We start from the raw sequence: 19,033 nt of genomic DNA, 5'->3' as shown, positions 1-19,033 counted from the left end.
GGTTTCGATCCCCCCTTAATCCTTCCTTAATAAGGGGGGTGTCTGATGGTTTTTAACACCTAACTACTTATTGATCGGTTATCAACTTTTAATTGATGTTAAATGCGGGTTTTAATCTGGTATCGCAATGATCTACGAGTTCACGATCATGAGGCAATTTATCGAGCCATTCAAGAACAATTAGAGATAATTCCCTTCTATTGTTTTGATGAGCGTCAATTTGGTTTTACTTCCTACGGGTTTCCCAAAACTGGCAAGTTCCGGGCTAAATTTTTATTAGAAAGCGTAGCAAATTTACAACAATCTCTGGAAAGTTTAGGCGGTAATTTAATTATCCGACGGGGAAAACCAGAAGAAATTATCCCGCAATTAGTTCAAGAATTGCAGATAGCCCGGGTTTATTATCATCAAGAGGTAACAGCAGAGGAATTAGCGGTAGAAAAGGCTGTAAATAAGGCTTTATCTGGGTTTCCCGTGCAGATAAAAACTTTTTGGACAGCCACTTTATACCATCCTGATGATTTACCTTTTACCCTTAATCAACTGCCGGAATTATTTACTAATTTTCGTAAACAATTAGAACGCCATTGGGAAATAAGAACAACTTATCCCAGTCCGAAAAAGTTGACAAAATTACCTAAAATAGATTGGGGAAACCTTCCTAGTTTAAACGATTTAGGCTTAACAGAACCAATTTTAGAACGGGGAGGTGTTTTGTCGTTTCAAGGGGGTGAAATGGCGGGAAAATCACGGGTTAAAGAATATATTTGGGATAGTGATTCCTTAAAAACCTATAAGGAAACCCGCAATGAAATGTTAGGGACTAATTATTCCTCAAAGTTCTCTGCTTGGTTAAGTTTTGGCTGTCTTTCCCCCCGTTATATCTATGAGGAAGTACAAAAATATGAGCAAACAAGAGTAAAAAATGACTCTACCTATTGGCTGATTTTTGAATTATTATGGCGAGATTTTTTCCGATTTATTTGCAGTAAACACGGGAATAAAATTTTCTATAAATCTGGTTTGCAAGAACTTAATTTACCTTGGTTAGAAGATTGGGGAAGATTTAATCTTTGGTGTGAAGGAAAAACTGGTTATCCCCTTGTAGATGCTAATATGAGAGAATTAGCTTCGACAGGATTTATGTCAAATCGTGGCCGGCAAAATGTCGCTAGTTTTCTGACCAAAAATCTCGGTATTGATTGGTGTATGGGAGCAGAATGGTTCGAGTCATTATTAATTGATTATGATGTCTGTAGTAATTGGGGTAATTGGAATTACACTGCTGGTGTCGGTAATGACGCGCGAGGATTTCGTTATTTTAATATCCCAAAACAGTCGAAAGATTATGATCCCAAAGGTGACTATTTACGTCACTGGTTGCCCGAATTAGCCCGAATAAAAGGCGATAAAGTTCACGAACCTTATAAATTATCCCCAGAGGAACAAAGGCTTTACGGGGTGATTTTAGGGGTTAATTATCCTCGTCCCATTGTCGATTTTTTTCAATCGATCAAACACAACGAAAAAATTTATCTTCAGCATTTCAGTAATCAGTGAACAGTAATCAGTGGACTTCTACCTAATATTATCTCAAGACTATAATTCTTTCTAGACAAGAAAATTATCCAAATACAAATGATTTTTATTGCTCCGTATTTTTTCAGTTAAATTAAATGAACAACGATAGATATACATTTCAGTCATCCAACTATTTATACTCAACGGATTTAGTATTATTGCGCCATCTGATAACTGATAACTGATAACTGATTAAGACATTTCTAACATTCTTTGAATCGGCAACAGTGCCTTAACTCTTAAATCTTCAGAAATAGTAATTTCTGGAGTTTTATCTCGCATACAGAGATACAACTTGTCGAGAGTGTTTAGTCTCATGTAGGGACACTCATTACAAGCACAGTTATTCAAAGCTGGTGCGGGTATAAATATTTTCTCCGGGGCCGATTTTTGCATCTGGTGAATAATTCCAGGTTCTGTGACGACAATAAAGGTTTTTTCAGAACTTTTTAGAGAATAATTTAATAGTGCCGTCGTAGAACCAATATAATCGGCATGGCGTAAAACCGATGGTTCACACTCAGGATGGGCGATAATTTTTGCTTGGGGATGGGCGATTTTTAATTCTATTATCTTGCGTTCGGAAAAAGTTTCATGGACAATACAACTACCCTGCCAAAGAACTAAATCTCTACCAGTTTGCTGACTGACGTAACGGCCTAAATTGCGATCAGGAGCGAAGATAATCGGTTGATGGGCAGGGATTTGGTTAACTATTTTGACCGCATTGGAACTTGTGCAGATAATATCACTCATGGCTTTAATTTCTGCACTGCAATTGATATAGGAAATCACGATATGATCGGGATATTGGGCTTTAAAACGAGCAAAATCTTTAGGATGACAACTATCAGCTAAAGAACATCCCGCATCTAAATCCGGCAGCAATACTAACTTATCCGGATTTAAGATTTTAGCTGTCTCTCCCATAAAGTGAACCCCCGCAAATACGATCACATCTGCTGGGGTTTGGGCAGCCTGCTGGGATAAACCTAGAGAATCACCAATATAATCAGCTATATCCTGTATGTCAGAATTTTGATAGTAGTGAGCCAGAATAACAGCATTTAATTCCCGTTTAAGCTCTTTAATTGCTGTAAATAGGTCATCAGGTAAGCTCGATCGATTTGCGGGTTGAACAGTTGTGAACACGGCGGCATTTATGGTTATTTTTACCAAATACTAAATGGTCCCTTACATTATAGCAAATTTTTCCGAGGAAAGACCCCAAACAAAAAAAGCTTGATGGAACAGCGATCAAACGACTGACAACCAAACTCTGACACCCTATCCTATCGAGAGATTCTTGGTCAACGGTAAACCCTATGTTAAGGGTGATCACAATATCAGCCAAGAAAATTTCAGGCTTATTCCTATCAAATTTCTGGGGACACTTCGGCCGAACGAGATAAAATCAAGAAATCTTAGCAGGGTTCCGATTTGGTGCGCTCTGACTTGTATGCTCACGCTCTTTGCACTATTTGCCCGAATAAACCCTCTAAAACTGATATTATCGCTAAACTTAAAGACTCTTGGTTAAATTCTGAAATTCATCCCTATTTTACTCGAGACGAAAAAACTGGGCATAAAATCGAAGTTAACCAATAGTCACCGATTTTTAAGGCATTAGCTAGGGATAGCCTCTGTCGTTGGCTATTTTACGAGACTAGGCTCCTGTATTAACTGTTAAACTGATTGGGATCGACACCGATCATCCCTTCACCGTCCGCATCTTGCAGGTTAGCACCGTCTAAACGAGCATGAGTGAGATTGGCCTTCTCTAAGTCAGCTTTTTGCAGATTGGCGTTGGTTAAGTTGGCCCCTTGCAGGTTGGCTTTTTCTAAATCTGCACCTAAGAGATTGGCCCCGCTTAAATCGGCCTCCGCTAGGAGAGTTTTGCCGAGGTCGGCTCCCCGGAGGTCAGTCCCTTTGAGGTTAGCACCCTGTAAGTTTGTTCTTTCTAAATCCGCTTGGCTGAGGTTTGCTCCTTCTAGATTGGCTGAGGACAGGTTTAAATCTTTGAGGCTAATTCCCTTAAAGTCACAACCGACACAGGCGTTAGTTTCCTGTAGTTTTTGCAGATTATCGGCAGCTGACGGTGGCGAAACTGGTTCAACAACGGCAGTTTTAGGAGCTGCGGCACTGGTGGTGGTAACGGCCCTAGCGATGGCAGGATGGAAGCAAGAAAAAACTGTGATTAGCAATAGACAGAAGGCTGTCAGTAGCGATCGAGTGAGGGGGACTGTAATCGGTTTCATCGTTTTTGATCTCCTTGAGTGATCTTTTTGAGTCTCTGTTTTCACTCTAGGCAATGGTTTTAATAAAAACAAATATTCTTTGTTTTCACATCCATAAATTTGCTTTATGCAAAGCTGGGAAGCCCCCTCGCCGTTCCATCACTTTTATTTATTAAAACGACAATTAAGAATATTTGCTTTTATGCTTGTCCCCTACCTAAGATGATAGTGTCTGGCCAAAATCCTAGGGAAGGAGATTGTTGTCAGCAATCTCACCCTCGATCGCAAGCTCAAGAACTTGACCTTGGATTTATACCGACAAAAAAATAGTCAAGAATCCTAGCAGCAAATACCAAGACGCATCTACAACGTTATAAAAGTGAAAATATAATTATATGTCTCCTCAAATTCTCGATATAGCCGAAAATCTCTCTCTAACCACTTGCGGCACTATTCTCACCCTGGCAGTCTTAGAAACTATTCTATCGGCCGATAATGCCGTCGCCCTGGCCGCTTTGGTGCGAGAACTTCCCGACCCCAGACAACAACGCCAAGCTTTAAACTGGGGGTTAGCGGGGGCATTTGTATTAAGAGTTGCCATGTTAGTGAGTGCCAGTTGGACAGTTAAATTCTGGCAGGTGGAGGTACTGGGTGCTATTTATCTGCTCTGGTTAGCGGGTAAGCATTTTTGCCAGAAATTTTTAGATATAGACATAGAAGACCAAAATTTTGCCCCTAATCTCGCCATAGAATCTTTTGGCCGTGTTATTGTTCTGATTGCTTTTACAGATATGGCTTTTTCCCTCGATAGTGTGACAACAGCGATCGCCTTAGCCGATCGATTCTGGATTCTCCTGACTGGTGGTATTTTGGGAATGTTAGCCCTACGATTTTTGACCGGTTTATTTGTTAGGTGGTTGGCTGAGTTTGTTTACCTACAAGATGCGGCCTATCTGACGGTTTTAGCGGTAGGGGGAAGATTGCTTTTAAAAGCTTGTCAACCAACCTATTTGCCGCCAGAGTGGATGGTATTGATGATGGTGGCGATCTCGTTAAGTTGGGGCTTTTCTAAGCGTGTTGTGGTGGAATAGATCTGGCAGCAAGGTACTTTCTCAATTTTTTAGGAGCGTGTCAATCGTTATACTCCGGGAGGATGGGCGACTGTGACATAATTTGGGACTAGGTACGGTAAGAGTCGCTAGTGAACCCCGTTAGCCTTGGAGACTTCCTTGCTAGACACCATTTCCACCCTATCCCCAAAACTAACAGCGATCGAATCCACGGGAAATCCTCTCCCGAAAGTTGCTACTTGTTCCTCTACCTGTCGTTACTGTCGGTTTTATAAGTTTCAGGGGAGAGGAAATGGCTATTGTCAACGCTTGGGAGTCCCTGTTCACAGTCATTGGCGTGCCTGTCCTTTGATTTGTCCACCTTTCGCCCCTTCCTGGGAAAGGTCGGAAAACGGGCAATTATAAGTAGTTATCTGGATTTTACCGCCTGTATCGAGCAATTTTTCCCCATCCCGCTCCCTGCGAGGATGGGGTTTTAATCGAAACCGATGCTTTCCACTCCACCGCTATCGGGACTGGTGGCGACAAAATAGAGAATTCCTGACCCGAGACAAGCGATCGCTATACTAAAGCAAATAATCCAGACTTGAGCGGGTTCGTAGCTATTACTATCGATCGCTCGCCGGATGAGAAAATACCGGCGCGTGGCGATGACAACGATTAATAATCCCACCATAGCGAAGACAAAACCCAACAACCACCCCAATCCTAGTACAGTAGAAGATGCCGTCCGTAAACGCAAAATGACCAGACCAAAACCCATCAAAGCGATCGAGGCGCGCATCCAAGACAGATAGGTGCGTTCGTTGGCCGAATGATCTCGCCAGTAATCGGGGTTAAATTTCTGCTTTGTCTTTCGGGATTTAAACAGCATAGAGGAGTTCCTCGCAGTGAACTTCAATAAAATCAAGTATTCTTTCTTATGGTTTTAATAAATTGTTTTTATCATCTAGTCTTTCGCTTATCTTTAACCAATTCAAGGGACTTAAGCAGATTATCATCCATAAATAGGGGGAGTTTACCGTCCCATTTTTCGATCGCTTTGTTCTGTAAAACTTCTGGACTTAAGGAATCTTGGAGAATGCGATGAGCTTCCGCCTCTCCTTTAGCCAGATTGATTTTCACTTCCGATTCTTTCAAGGCTTTCAACACCATAAAACCGGCTTTTTTAGCTTCCTGTTCGGCAATTTGTTTGGCTTCCACCGCATCGGTAAAGCGATCGGAAAAGTTGACATGAACCAAAGAAATATCATCGACACCGATATGATAATTTTTCAGTCTTTCGCTCAAACGAATATCTACTTCCCCTTTCACTTCCTCCCGTTTAGTAATTAATTCTTCGGCGGTATATTTAGCCATAACTGCCTTGAGAATTTCCTCCACTGCCGGATCGATTACTCGTTCAATGACAGCCGCTTCATCGCCAATTTGTTGAAAAATAGTATTAACTTCTGATGCTAAAATATGCCAATTCAGGGCCACATCTGTGAATACTTCCTGTAGGTCTTTGGAGGAAGCTTCGGCCGCTATCTGTTGTTTTTGAATTCTCACACTTAGTTTTTTTACCGTGTTAACAACGGGAATAATCCCGTGAATACCCTCATTAAGTATTTTCTCCTGTACTTGACCAAAAACCATTAAAACCCCTCTTTCCCCCGCATTGACAATCACAAAAGGATTAAAAATAATCGCCAAAATTAATAACAGAAAAAAGATATTACTTGGTCTAGCTAAAAGGCGAGTTTTGAGCATTTTAATTGAGAATATAGATGATTGATGGGATAGGTTTGCCAATAAATAAAAGAGCTAATTTTATCTTCATAATTAGTGATAGTTTCATCCATTTGAAGAATTTCAATAACTAGAAAATAAAGATTTAGCCTCGTCCTTTTCGTCCCGTCTGGATCGCGAAATATCAGAAAATACTTGTCTATTTATAGTTATCATAGTCGCCGATTAAATGTTTTCGGAATCGTGAATTAAAACAAATATCTCGTTAGTTGTTGACAAAAAAGGCATTTATTTATCCAAGAAAGCAATCGGGGTTATCCAGAAGCAATTATAACAAAATTTCCCTTGTCTTAAATGGTACATTCTCATTCCGCCATTCTAGCTGGTACTTTATTTTATAGCAATTACCCTAAAACTCAACCCTTTGACCATAACTTAGGAGACTTTGTAGCGTGACGAGGCGATTTTCCCAGACTTGTATTTGATAAGCAGATAAATCTTTTTGTCTGGACATCACAGATTTAAATTGATAGCTAAATCGCTTTAGAGCATTTTGAGTTAAAGTCAAATTGCGAGGGCTGGGATTAGTAGCTAATTGTTCTAATAAATTAGCCATTTCGTCCACTTCTTGCCCCCAGGTTTTTAAGGTTCCTTCTTCCATTGCCCATAAATTATTAACTATTAAAAAACTCCACTCTTGACGCAGAGAATTAAACCGCACCGCTGCCGTTTTAAAGGGTTGACGGTGAGGTAAAGGTTCAGCTTTTTTGGTAATTATCGATCCCTGAATGCGATTAAGAATTGTTTGCAGGTTGGGATTGAGATTTTCCGTAGCAAAAAGAGCGAATCCCGAAGTGGGAAGATTGCGAATAAATTGTAGTTGATCGATCATGACTTGATCGGGTACTTTTAACAGACGGATACCGGGTATAATCAGAGCATTTCCCGCAATTTGGCGATCAAGTAAAGACTGGGTTTTCTCTTCTAAAGTCCCTGTATCAAGAGCATAAGTCATTAAAAATATCAGGTCTATCCATTGATTTTGTCCCCATTCTTCCCAGTTTTGCTGAATACGATATAACCGTTCTTTTTGTTCTAAGGGAAACACCGCCGCTGACATTTTTAATTGGGGGCGAATCTGTTTTAAGCTAGTAGAAACCTGCGAGACAAAAGTATCAACCTGACGGATTTTAAAGCTAGTCCATTGTTCCCATAAAGCTCCCCGGGGATTTAAAGTAATGGGATCAACTCCCGTCATTTGTTTAAATAACCACCGGCTGGATTTACCATAACCATAGGTTTGATTAAAATCTTGACTCTGGAAGGGATAGCGAATATAATCTAACTGCAAGCCATCCACATCATAATTCTTGACAATTTCCTCGTAAAGAGATAAAAGATAGTTCTGTACGTCGGGATTAGCAGGATCAAAAAAGGCCTTTTTCGTGCCTTGACTGTAATCAAAAGAACCACCACTTTTATTTGTTGCCCCCCAATCGGGATTACGCGATAAAACTGGACCGAGATAATCTAATGGTTGCTCTAATACTTTATTATGAGCTTGGTTAGCCGCCGCAAAAACCCACACCCAAGCGTGGATTTCCATATTGCGTTCATGGGCTAATTTAACGGCAACTTTGAGCGGATCCCAACCTCTAGTTAAAGGGTTTTGTTCGGGAGCAACTTGACTGGGATAAATAGTATAACTAGCATTAACTGTCTCGAAAAAGACCACATTAATACCCGCTGCCGCCATGCGATCGAATACTTTAGCTAAATCCTCCTCATTTTTAGCTTGTACGATCGTTCCTCGATCTAACCACATTGCCCGTATTTCTGGTTGGGCAAATTGTCGATTAGTGGGATAATTATCCCAAAGATTTCGCCGCGCTTGTAACCAAAATTCCCGCGCTTGGGTATAGTCCCCCTGAGCGATTAAATTCTGAAAATTATTTAACGCTCCTTGGGCATTTTCCAGGGCTAAACGGAATCGTCTCGCCCCATCCGAGGTGGGGGAATTTTTTGCCCGATTATGAAATGCTTGTGCTAAGGATTTATCAGTATTGGATATATTACTATTACTGGCTTCTAAAGCTAAGAGAGTCACCCCATAACGCCCGATTAATCCCTGCAATTCCGCCGTCATCTGGCCAATTTGTTGAGGAGTTAGGCTCGCTCTGGGGGGAATTGCCTCGGTATTCGGACTTAATCTCGCTGTTTCACTGGGGGGATTTTCTAAAATCTGGGGTAAAGGGCGACGGGGTGCGGTCGCCATTGGTGTATTATTAATATTATTAACTATTGTTGAGCTTCCTTGACAATAGGGCGCAATTGTGTTAGTAGAAGAACTGCGATTAATGCCGTAGCGTTGCAGGGCGGTTTCTAGCCAAGCGCTATCGAGGGCGAGATTAGCGACGGCATCGCTGCCCCAGCGCCAACCGAGAAAGATCGAGTTATTATTGAGGACAACGGCGGGGGGATTATTGCGCGCCCCCCAGACGGCAACAGTTTGGCTATTAACTCCCGTGGGGATAACCACGCCACCGAGGAGACTGCTGGCTAAAGGTTTTTGGTTTTTCAGTTCGCCTAAATTAGTTGGTCGCAGGGTGTAAGCTTGGGAGTGGGGATAAGCCCAGTAAGCCCCAAATAGCGATCGCAACTGTTCACGCACAGCAGGTTCCGAAAGATTCCCCGCCGGACCTGTGACAATAATTTTACCACCGCGATTCAGCCAACGACTCAAGACACTAGCTTGTAAACCAGAAATAGTCTCGACATTGGGGATGATGAGAACCTTAATTTTATTTAAATCCGCGTCGCTTTGCCACTGATTACTCTGGAGAATGCAGTAATTAACCCCGACATTTTGCAAACGATTGGTTATATCTGTCCATTGATTGGCATTTTCCTGACTTTTTAACACTGCCACTGGTGCCGCTAACACTGGGATCGGTAGCAAAACGGCAACACAGGACGAAAGACAGGCAATTAGCGGCTTTTTAAAAAGATGATCAAGATGGAAGGACGATCCCAGCACGTTTTTTTCTCTTAATTTTTTGGTTAACTCCTCCTGATCTTACCCAACTTAGCCAAAAAAGAGTATCTTTGGGAACAAAAAGTGCGTCTTAGCCGTCGGCAAGGCCAGTGTTGAGTTTTTAGGGTATTAGTTGAATTTCCCCACTTCCCCACCTCCCCATTCCCCCATTCCCCCATTCCCCCATTCATAAGTAGGTAGGCGTTAAAAATTATCAGATGCCCCCCTTATTAAGGAGGATCCCCCCGCCTATCGGCACCCCCCTTATCAAGGGGGGCAGGGGGGATCGAACCTAAAATCCATTTTTAATTTAATTATAACCAGCTACTTAATTCATAATTCCCCATCTCCCTACAACTGTAAGGACAATTGCCGAAAGTGATCGCCGCGATGTTCAAAACTTTGGTATTGGTCAAAACTAGCGCAAGCGGGCGATAATAACACCACTTTAGCGGCTTTTGCTGTTCCTAGTTCAGCTGCACGTTGAACTGCCCTGTCCATCGTCTCTACACATTCATAATCTTGATAACCTGCTGACTGTAAACGACGGGCAAAATCGGCGGCAGCGTCACCAATAAGCAGCACGGTGGCGACTTTTGCCTTAATTTCAGCGATCCAAGCCCGATCATCCCCGGCTTTCGCTTCTCCTCCCGCGATTAAAATCGCTGGACTGGGGACGGATTGTAGGCCTACTGCGGCCGCATCGTAGTTAGTTGCTTTACTATCATTAATAAAGTCTAGACCTTTATACGTACAAATATACTCTAGGCGATGGGCAACCCCGGGGAAAGTGGCGATCGCTTCGGTAATGGCTTTTTTCTCGATTCCTGCCAATCTAGCGGCGGCCACAGCCATAAGCAAATTCTGTTGATTGTGACTACCGACCATTTTCAGGAGATTAACCGGGGCAATTAACTCCCCAAAAGCCACGATCCAGTTATCTTGCAGATAAACACCACGACTAGGATCGCCCAAAAGCGCATCTTTGCCTTTCACAGAAGTCCAATAAGCTTGTTGCCATTGACTAACACCGATTTGACGCAGATAGGGATCATCACCGTTGAGGATTTGGCGATCGCTTCTTTGCAGTAAAGAGGCTTTAATCTGATAATAATTTTCCAGGGTTTGATGACGACTGAGGTGATCGGGGGTAAAAGTTGTCCAGATGCCGATTTTCGGCGATAAATCCCGACTGGACTCGATCTGATAACTACTAATCTCTGCAATAATCCAATCGTATTTATCGGCTTTTAAAGCCAATTCACAGGCAGCATAGCCGATATTACCGCAGGAAGGAGCATTTAACCCCGCTTTTTGAAAAATAGCGGCACAGAGGGCGGTGGTGGTGGTTTTGCCGTTAGTTCCCGTAATACCCAACCAGGGGGAAGATTGCAGATAACGCCAAGCTAATTCTAATTCTCCGATCGTATCGATGCCTTTTTCTCTGGCAGTAATTAAAATCGGGGCATCCCAAGGCACCCCGGGGCTAACCACGATAAGATTAGGCAAGTAATCTGCCTCTAGACTGAGATTTTGACCAAGATTGACAATAATTCCTTCCCTTTCCAGATTGGTTTTGGTTGCTTGTAAACTGGGAGAATCGGAGCGATCGCTTAATGTCACCTGCCAACCATCCCGTTTTAAGCATCTTGCCGCTGCTATTCCCGATCTTCCCAATCCAATAATCGCCGCTTTCGCCATCTTGTTGCCACTCTACTCAAGAGTCAATTTTTAGCAATCTCTATCCTACTGTGGATTAGGTCGAGTAATAACTAGGGTTTGCGGCAAAAAGTTTTTCGGTGGGGGCAGGGTGTGGGGTGTAGGGTGTAGGGTGTAGGGTGTAGGGTGTAGGGTTTTAGCGATTTTGAGCGGGTCAATTACCTAATTTTCAGGGAAAAAGTAGCTGAATTTTCCACCCGATCACTCCCAGATCTGGGACTTTTTGGAAACCAAAAAGTCTAAAAGTTTTACCCAACAAGGTTTTTAGATTTATTGAACAAACCCTAGCTATCTTCCTTTGAAAACAAAATTCTCCCGCTTACGTCTAGATCGATAAAATAAATGCAAGTACAATCTCCATAACAAGGCTGCCTATTTATGAATCTAAAATCATCCTTAAAATTTACCCTACTGTTTTCACTTCTGGGGGGTTGTCTCCTGACTACACCTAGTCAAGCAACTCTCTTTGAACAACGAGAAGTTAATCAAGAGGATTTTATCGCTATTGCCCGTCCCTACGGTAACGGTAAATACGATTTACTGATTTTGCAACAAATCCCCGGAAAACGCCAATGTTGGGCGGTAAATGGCAGAGAACCGACCATTGTTCAGCCTCTTCTCCTCGATTTCGATTTTACCGGCAGTTGTGAACGGGCCACCGACAGTAACGGTTATTCCCTTCGCATTCAGGGCAAAGATTACGGTTTAGAATACCTGCTGCGTATCGTACAACGCAACGGGGAATTAGTCCTCGTGGGAACCCCCCGCAATCCCAGACAATCAGAGGTAATTATTGGACGGACAAAAGGTTTAGGGACCGGTTTAATCCAAATTTATCTCATCGATGGCTGGCGCTTTACTAAACGCAGTCTAGCCGGTCAAAATCTCAGTCATATCTATCTAACTGCTGATAGTCCCAGTTTCAATCCTCCCCCGGAATTACTCGCGGGTAATAGTTATTCCCTCCCCAGAGAATCCGTCAAAGCAGAAACACCGGTTAATCCTTCCGGTGATCCCGAAGTGCGAGAATATACCTTTACCGCTGCAGAAACAGCAGTAGAGAGCAATCCTCAGCCAGGGGTCACTAATCCAGTACCAGAGCCAAATTTAACGCCGCAGCCGACCGTTACCTCTAATTTACCTCCCCTAACTCCTCCCCTTCGACTTGGCTCAGGGCAAGCCAATGCTCAGAATAATAATGCAATTGTACCACCACCGCCACCGCGCAACCTAGGCAATCAGAGAAGTTTATCAGACGTAATCACTTTTAATCGGGCTGCCCCTAATCCCAGTAGTGGCAATACTAGCAATAGTGGCCGCAAAGGCTTTAAAGTAGTAATCGAAGCTAAAAACGAGAGCGATCGAACCAAAGTTCGTTCTCTCTATCCCGACGCTTTCCCCACTTCCCACCAAGGTCGTCGCGTCTGGCAAATAGGCGCGTTTAGTAGTCGTGATAAGGCTGAAAACGCTTTACAAAGTCTTGCTCCCCTGCGCGGATCGATCGTACCATTTTAGGGAACGCTGGAACTGCGGAACGGGTAACAGATAGTGGATTGGGGAAATGGGGAAATGGGGGAATTTCAACTAAAACCCCAAAACCCTAAAACCCTAACTCTCAACTCCGGCCTCCTGACTTGAAAGAGGGTGTAGGGTGTGGGGTGTGGGGTGTAGGGAAGGAAACCTCTTTCCTCTGTGGGGGTGAAAATTTTTTCATCGGGACTGACTCCCCAGACTCCTGACTTCTAGAGTAACTGATAACTGATAACTGATAACTGATAACTGAAAACATGGAAATATCGGAACTAAAAAAAGGTATCGAGATAGTAGGATCGCGCCTGGGTAAAACCCAGGACTATCTTTGACTTACCCACTTTAAGGGCCAAAATTAAAGACTTAGAACAGGTGGCAGCCGTCCCCACTTTTTGGGATAATCCCGATACTGCTCAAAAAACCCTGCAAGAACTAAACGAGTGTAAATCTTCTTTAGAAACCTATCAGGGTTGGTGTGAACAATTAGAAGATACCAAGGCAATTATCGAGTTATTAGAATTAGAATCCGATCGAACTTTACTAGAAGAAGCGACGGACAATTTAACTCATTTACAGCATGACCTCGATCGCTGGGAATTGCAACAGCTTTTAAATGGTCCCTACGACGCAAAAGGAGCGGTTTTAACGATTAATGCGGGGGCCGGGGGAACCGATGCCCAAGACTGGACAGAAATGCTACTGAGAATGTATTCTCGCTGGGCCGAGAAACAGGGATATAAAGTCACTTTAGCGGAAATATCAGAAGGAGATGAAGCGGGAATTAAATCGGTGACAATTGAGATTGCCGGAACTTATGCTTACGGTTATCTAAAAGGAGAAAAAGGCACCCATCGGTTAGTAAGAATTTCCCCTTTTAATGCTAATGGTAAACGTCAAACCAGTTTCGCTGGGGTGGAAGTAATGCCAATTTTGGGCGATGATGCAGTGAGGGTAGAAATTCCCGATAAAGATTTAGAAATTACCACCACTAGATCGGGGGGAAAAGGTGGACAAAATGTTAATAAAGTGGAAACTGCCGTGCGTGTAGTTCATCTTCCCACAGGTATAGCTGTACGTTGTACCCAAGAGCGATCGCAATTACAAAATAAAGAAAAAGCCCTAGCTTTATTAAAGGCGAAATTGTTAATTATCGCTCGGGAACAACAGGCTCAAGCGATCGCCGAAATTCGCGGCGATATGGTGGAGGCCGCTTGGGGCAATCAAATCCGTAACTATGTTTTTCATCCCTATCAATTGGTTAAGGATCTCCGTAGTAATGTGGAAACCACCGATGTTACCGGGGTAATGAATGGGGATTTAGATAGCTTTATTGAAGCCTATTTACGTTTGGGGGGTGCAGTTTAAAGAAATGTATCGCCTTTGTCGTCCACAAGTCCCACTCCCGTGTGGACGCGATGATAAAATCTCCTCTTGGAAAAATGTCGATTTGCGTTGAAGCACTTTTTTGCTCGCTGTATAAGGGTTTCGCCGATTTGACATCCCTAAAATGGATTTGCGTTGAAGCACTTTTTAGCATTTCCACACTTCGACTAAGCTCAGTGTACACTTCGCTCAAGGCTAGTCTAGGCCCAAAAGGGGAGATAACGAGCATAACGAGTTGATTTAGATTCAGATTCGTCAAGTTTAATCAGTCCTGCTTCTTTAGTTGCCCCAATCACTTGAGAAACAGTATTGTTTTTTGATTCATTTAAACAAAAGCGATTTCGTAAGGTTTGGTTAGACATCCGTTGATTATCGACATAGAGGAGACAACAGTGCTGATAACAAGCGCGAATACGGTCAGATTGACTCATTTTGCCAAAATCCTGATGAGCGAATAGGATAGAAGTTGTTCGGATCTCACCTACTCTAAAATCTGGTGCGGGAAGTTGAAATTTCTCGGCAGCGGAAATAACTTTATCAATACCACTGCCCTTTTCTTCACAAATGCCAAAACGACGCATTATGTCAGCTAATTGCTCATTACGGGAGCGATATTCGTCTATAAAGCGTTCTACTTTGATAAAAGGAATACCAGGGTTAGAGATTTCTACTCGATCATCATACATTTCAATCATCACCGAAGCGCCTGTAGCGAGAAAGTCCTGATGAATCAAAGCATTGGCGATCAGTTCTCGCAAAGCTTGTGGAGGAAACATTTTCACTTCTTCCCTAAGAACCTCCTCGATGACGCGATTTTGAGGGGCTAAATCGTGGACAAAATTAACTAAACCATCAAAACCCACAGCATATCCCTTAGTTCCTGTCTGTTCCAGTCGAGTTTTAATTTTACCTGTTCCCTCATAGATAATCACTCGTGGTGCTTTACGCGCTAAGGTAGGGGAAAAGCTCTCAAGTTGTCTGGCCAGAAGGATGGCAGATAAATTAGGAATTGTCCAACCTTGTGGGGTTTTTTGCAGGAGTTGATCGCCTTGTAATCTTTCTAAAACAGCATCACGATGGCTAGGATAGGGAAGCTTGAGCAATTTAAAGTAGGTTTGGGTGTCGAGTAGGTCAATAACCTCATCTGGACTGGCATGAGAGCGAGCGGATTGACAAAACCAATCTTGTTGATCTTCAGCAAAGATGAGCTTAAGCCGATCAGGTGTCATGAATACTAAGTCTTCCCCTGCTCGCATTAGATAAGCACCTTCAAAGGCGATAGGTTGTCCTGTGGGACGGGTTGGCACTTCAAAAACCAAGACACGACCATCAGGGTGGGCCAATTCGGTGATTTCCACGCGCAAGCGAAGTTTTTGAACGATTAGCGATTTAATGCTGTTAATTTCTTCGGGTGTAGGAAAGGCTTGTGAACCAACAATTTTACGGGGACGTTTATCGGTAACACCTAAGATAAAATGGCCACCTCCTTCATTAGCAAGGGCGACGCAATATTTTAACAGTTTGATTGTATCAAATTGATTTTTAGCCTGTTTAAATTCTAGTCGCTCATTTTCCACTGGAGCATTTAACCAACCTTCTAGGGTCTCTAGGTTTATCATGCAGTAATCTCCTTCTGGGTGGGAATTTCCGTTTAGGGGGGAACAGTGCAGGTTATACTGATTCCTAAGATGAGAGCAGCTATATTTTCTTGCAAATTCTGTTCTTATTGGCTTGTCAAGCTATTTGTCCTCTACTAAGAAGAAAAATCAATGGTTATTATCGAGATCACCAATGTGGAAGAAATATTGAGCGCAAAAATTGGCTCTTTTGCTGCTAAAATCGTCCAAGCTCTAGCAGATGATGAAGGGAAAGTGGAAGAGGTTCTCATCAAAGAATTACAGGCTAATTTTCAGGAAAGAGGCATTAAAGCCAATCTGTTTAGCGTCACTGGGTTAGATATGCTCGGCAATGGCAGGCTAGAAGTTAACGTTAATGTTCGTTCTGCTAATATGATGTCCTAAGAGAAGATAAAATCGCCAATGGTTGGGTTAAATATAGTTAAACCCAACCTTATTTTGGTAGTTACCGTCAAAGGCAATGGCAACGAAGCTTGAGGTTATAATAAACCAACAAAATGTAACGGTCCTTGACCGGTAATTAATTCGATAATAATTGCCAGAAAACCGATCATCGCTAATCGGCCATTCCACACCTCGGCTGCCGTTGTCATTCCCCATTCCCAACGCTCCTGGGGATACATTTTCATATTCGCTTTCGGATGGGTAATTTGCTCGAAAGTGGTGGGTTTCTCGTCTAGGGATTTTACCACTAACTGGGAGAGAGATTCGATAAACATCGGGTGAGTGTTAAGAGCTGGTACTCGCTGAAAATGTTCAATTCCCGCTTCTTCCGCCACTTCTCGGTACTCTATATCGATTTCTTGCAGGGTTTCGATGTGTTCCGAGACAAAGCTAATCGGCACGACCAATAAATTCTTAATTCCCTGCTCTCCCAACCCTTTTAAAGCATCTTCAGTATAGGGTTTTAACCATTCCACCGGACCGACGCGACTTTGATAGGCTAAAGTGTACTGATTGGGTCGGTTTAGAGTACGCATGATCGCCCTAGTACATTCTTCAATTTCCCTTTGATAGGGATCTCCCGCTTCCTCCACATAACTTTGGGGGACACCATGGGCGCTAAAAAAGATATGTACTTGGTCAGGATTAGCACACTGCTCTAACTCTCGCGCAATCAGATCCGCCATAGCACTCAGATAGGTGGGATGATCGTACCAAGAGGGGATGAGAGTATATTCCGTCAAACGTAGATAGGGATCCTGCTGCCACATTTCCTCCAGTACACGAAAACTGGAACCACTGGTGCTGATGGAAAATTGGGGATAAAGGGGAAGAATAACCAATTTTTTGATATGGTCTCGTTTAATCCGCTCGATCGCTTCCTCGGTGAAGGGATTCCAGTAACGCATCCCAATATAAACGCTCACCTCGCGGCCCATTTCCGCGAGACGTTGTTGCAGTGCCGTGGCCTGTGCTTCCGTAATCTTGAGTAAAGGGGAGCCACCACCAATCTGACGGTAATTTTCTTGGGATTTACTCGCTCTTAGCGTCGATATTAACCAAGCTAACGGTTTTTGTAATCCTTTGATCGGTAAACGGATGATCTCTGGGTCAGAAAAAAGGTTAAATAGAAAAGGACGCACATCCTCTAACCGCTCCGGCCCACCCAAATTTAATAATAAAACGCCAACGCGACCCATAGTGTTAACAGATAATTTTTAAATTTTCAGATTCTTTACCAAGTTTAACAATATATCGGTGGAACCGTTAAAACAAATTACAGGCTACAGAGAACTTAATCAAATCTTGGAGGTTGATCTTGGCTACAATTTTACGTCCCCTCAGTTATCAATATCAATGGCTTTACGATGGTATCTCCCGTCTGGCTGCCCTAGCAGTGGGTGGCGAGTCCCGTTTTCGGCAATTAGCCTTAGAAGGCTTAAAAATCGCTAAAAATGACCCTATCCTCGATCTCTGTTGTGGTGCGGGTCAAACCACCCGTTATTTAGTCCCCCTATCCGATCGCTGTACGGGTTTAGATGTCTCTCCCCGGGCCCTGGAGCGAGCTAGTTTAGCGGTACCGCAAGCGCATTATGTGGAGGGATTAGCCGAAAAAATGCCCTTTAATGCCGGAGAATTCGCCCTTGTTCATACTAGCGCCGCTCTCCACGAAATGGAACCAGAGCAGTTACAGGAAATCCTTAAAGAAGTGTATCGAGTTCTCAGACCGGGGGGAATTTTTGCTCTCGTGGATTTTCATCGACCCACTAACCCGCTTTTTTGGCCTTCTTTAGCCCTATTTTTGCAATTATTTGAAACCGATACCGCTTGGCAGTTTATCGATAGCGACCTGATCCAATCTTTACAGGCGATCGGTTTTCGTGATTGTCAACAAAAATTATACGCTGGTGGTAGTTTACAGGTGATTCAAGCGGCCAAGTGAAGGGATGGATCCGGCATTATTTTCAGGGGCTGTCGGTCATTTATACTGAATAAGGCAACGGTTTTTTAATCAAGCTGAGTTCGATCGACTCGCTGCCAGTTATTTTTGAGAAGTTAATGACTAGAGCAAAAATTCTACAACCTGATTTAATTTTAGGGGATACGATTCTCGGTCTCACTCTGGAGATTTTGAGTCAGCATGAGATTAAGGGATTGATTCTCGATGTGGACGATACCCTTGTTCCCCTCCAGGAAACGACGGTTTCTGAGGATTTAGAGCGTTGGGTCGATTCCTTGCGTCTTTATCTACCGATTTGGTTGGTCAGCAATAATCTCAGTGAAAATCGCATTGGTGCGATCGCTGAGAATTTACAACTTCCCTACCTTCTCGGTGCGGTGAAACCCTCTCGACGCAAACTCCGACAAGCGATGACAGCCATGGAACTTCCCCCCCAACAAATTGCTATGGTTGGCGATCGCTTGTTTACCGATGTTTTAGCGGGAAATCGTCTGGGAATGTTTACCATTCTGGTGAAACCCATGGTAAACCCTTTGACGGGGGGGCAAGCTTATCCAATCCACGATTTTGAGGTGTGGGTATCACAAATTCTCGGCGTTTCCCTCCATCCGCAGCATTACTTAATAAAACCTGACCAATCCTCACAAAAGTAAATAGGGTTTGCTGAAAAAGTCCCTCAAAGAATTATCCTATTGAGTGTCAATAAT

16 protein-coding genes are annotated in these 19,033 nt (G+C 43.1%); 8 read left to right on the top strand and 8 right to left on the bottom strand.

Features of this window, described 5'->3' with window-relative positions:
* Positions 1-102 precede the first annotated feature (102 nt).
* The gene (locus IM485_RS03425) at positions 103-1,560 is read left to right on the top strand and encodes a DASH family cryptochrome (RefSeq protein ID WP_287741280.1); all 1,458 of its coding nucleotides are present in this window, start codon (positions 103-105) and stop codon (positions 1,558-1,560) included.
* A 213-nt stretch (positions 1,561-1,773) separates the two neighbouring features.
* On the opposite strand, the gene nadA is transcribed toward IM485_RS03425, so the two are convergent.
* The gene (nadA, locus tag IM485_RS03420) at positions 1,774-2,733 is read right to left on the bottom strand and encodes a quinolinate synthase NadA (RefSeq protein WP_104396465.1); all 960 of its coding nucleotides are present in this window, start codon (positions 2,731-2,733) and stop codon (positions 1,774-1,776) included.
* 527 nt (positions 2,734-3,260) lie between these two features.
* Entirely contained in the window at positions 3,261-3,839 is a 579-nt protein-coding gene (locus IM485_RS03415; protein ID WP_104396466.1) for a pentapeptide repeat-containing protein, read from the bottom strand.
* 374 nt (positions 3,840-4,213) lie between these two features.
* On the opposite strand from IM485_RS03415, the gene IM485_RS03410 reads away from it, so the two are divergent.
* Positions 4,214-4,909 carry a TerC family protein gene (locus IM485_RS03410; RefSeq protein ID WP_104396467.1) on the top strand — a complete coding sequence of 232 codons (696 nt, stop codon included), beginning with the start codon at positions 4,214-4,216 and terminating at the stop codon, positions 4,907-4,909.
* Between the two features lie 138 nt (positions 4,910-5,047).
* Positions 5,048-5,293 carry a hypothetical protein gene (locus IM485_RS03405; protein WP_228009843.1) on the top strand — a complete coding sequence of 82 codons (246 nt, stop codon included), beginning with the start codon at positions 5,048-5,050 and terminating at the stop codon, positions 5,291-5,293.
* Positions 5,294-5,363: 70 nt separating this feature from the next.
* On the opposite strand, the gene IM485_RS03400 is transcribed toward IM485_RS03405, so the two are convergent.
* The 4 genes from IM485_RS03400 to murD form a co-directional block, all read right to left on the bottom strand.
* The gene (locus IM485_RS03400) at positions 5,364-5,762 is read right to left on the bottom strand and encodes a YidH family protein (protein WP_008207369.1); all 399 of its coding nucleotides are present in this window, start codon (positions 5,760-5,762) and stop codon (positions 5,364-5,366) included.
* Positions 5,763-5,833: 71 nt separating this feature from the next.
* Positions 5,834-6,640, bottom strand: a complete 807-nt coding sequence (locus tag IM485_RS03395; protein WP_287741275.1) for a prohibitin family protein — start codon at positions 6,638-6,640, stop codon at positions 5,834-5,836.
* 388 nt (positions 6,641-7,028) lie between these two features.
* Positions 7,029-9,656, bottom strand: a complete 2,628-nt coding sequence (locus IM485_RS03390) for a glycoside hydrolase family 10-like protein (protein ID WP_287741273.1) — start codon at positions 9,654-9,656, stop codon at positions 7,029-7,031.
* Between the two features lie 348 nt (positions 9,657-10,004).
* Entirely contained in the window at positions 10,005-11,354 is a 1,350-nt protein-coding gene (murD, locus tag IM485_RS03385; protein ID WP_287741270.1) for a UDP-N-acetylmuramoyl-L-alanine--D-glutamate ligase, read from the bottom strand.
* A 396-nt stretch (positions 11,355-11,750) separates the two neighbouring features.
* On the opposite strand from murD, the gene IM485_RS03380 reads away from it, so the two are divergent.
* On the top strand, positions 11,751-12,887 hold the full coding sequence (locus IM485_RS03380) for a DUF3747 domain-containing protein (RefSeq protein WP_287741268.1): 1,137 nt from the start codon (positions 11,751-11,753) through the stop codon (positions 12,885-12,887).
* Between the two features lie 272 nt (positions 12,888-13,159).
* Positions 13,160-14,267 (top strand): peptide chain release factor 2 gene (prfB, locus tag IM485_RS03375; protein WP_104396473.1). Its coding sequence is split into 2 segments (ribosomal slippage): positions 13,160-13,231 and positions 13,233-14,267, totalling 1,107 coding nucleotides; the frame shifts between segments, so codons are not numbered across the junction.
* Between the two features lie 218 nt (positions 14,268-14,485).
* On the opposite strand, the gene IM485_RS03370 is transcribed toward prfB, so the two are convergent.
* Positions 14,486-15,904 carry an ATP-binding protein gene (locus IM485_RS03370; RefSeq protein ID WP_104396474.1) on the bottom strand — a complete coding sequence of 473 codons (1,419 nt, stop codon included), beginning with the start codon at positions 15,902-15,904 and terminating at the stop codon, positions 14,486-14,488.
* A 150-nt stretch (positions 15,905-16,054) separates the two neighbouring features.
* Between IM485_RS03370 and IM485_RS03365 the strand changes: the two genes are divergently transcribed.
* Complete coding sequence (locus IM485_RS03365; RefSeq protein WP_002739055.1) at positions 16,055-16,306, top strand: DUF8653 family protein; 252 nt, start codon at positions 16,055-16,057, stop codon at positions 16,304-16,306.
* A 95-nt stretch (positions 16,307-16,401) separates the two neighbouring features.
* Here IM485_RS03365 and hemH read toward each other — a convergent pair whose 3' ends face one another.
* Positions 16,402-17,565 (bottom strand): ferrochelatase, encoded by a 1,164-nt coding sequence (gene hemH, locus IM485_RS03360; protein WP_004163720.1) that lies wholly within the window; start codon positions 17,563-17,565, stop codon positions 16,402-16,404.
* Positions 17,566-17,684: 119 nt separating this feature from the next.
* On the opposite strand from hemH, the gene IM485_RS03355 reads away from it, so the two are divergent.
* Both IM485_RS03355 and IM485_RS03350 read left to right on the top strand, forming a co-directional pair.
* A complete protein-coding gene (locus IM485_RS03355) occupies positions 17,685-18,308 on the top strand; it encodes a class I SAM-dependent methyltransferase (protein WP_104396475.1) in 624 nt (207 codons plus the stop codon).
* A gap of 116 nt (positions 18,309-18,424) precedes the next feature.
* Complete coding sequence (locus IM485_RS03350) at positions 18,425-18,979, top strand: YqeG family HAD IIIA-type phosphatase (protein ID WP_104396476.1); 555 nt, start codon at positions 18,425-18,427, stop codon at positions 18,977-18,979.
* Positions 18,980-19,033 lie beyond the last annotated feature (54 nt).

The sequence above is a fragment of the Microcystis sp. M169S2 genome, from assembly GCF_020245865.1.
GTDB classification, from domain to species: Bacteria; Cyanobacteriota; Cyanobacteriia; order Cyanobacteriales; family Microcystaceae; genus Microcystis; species Microcystis ichthyoblabe_A.
This window is presented reverse-complemented; position numbering and strand designations above follow the sequence as displayed.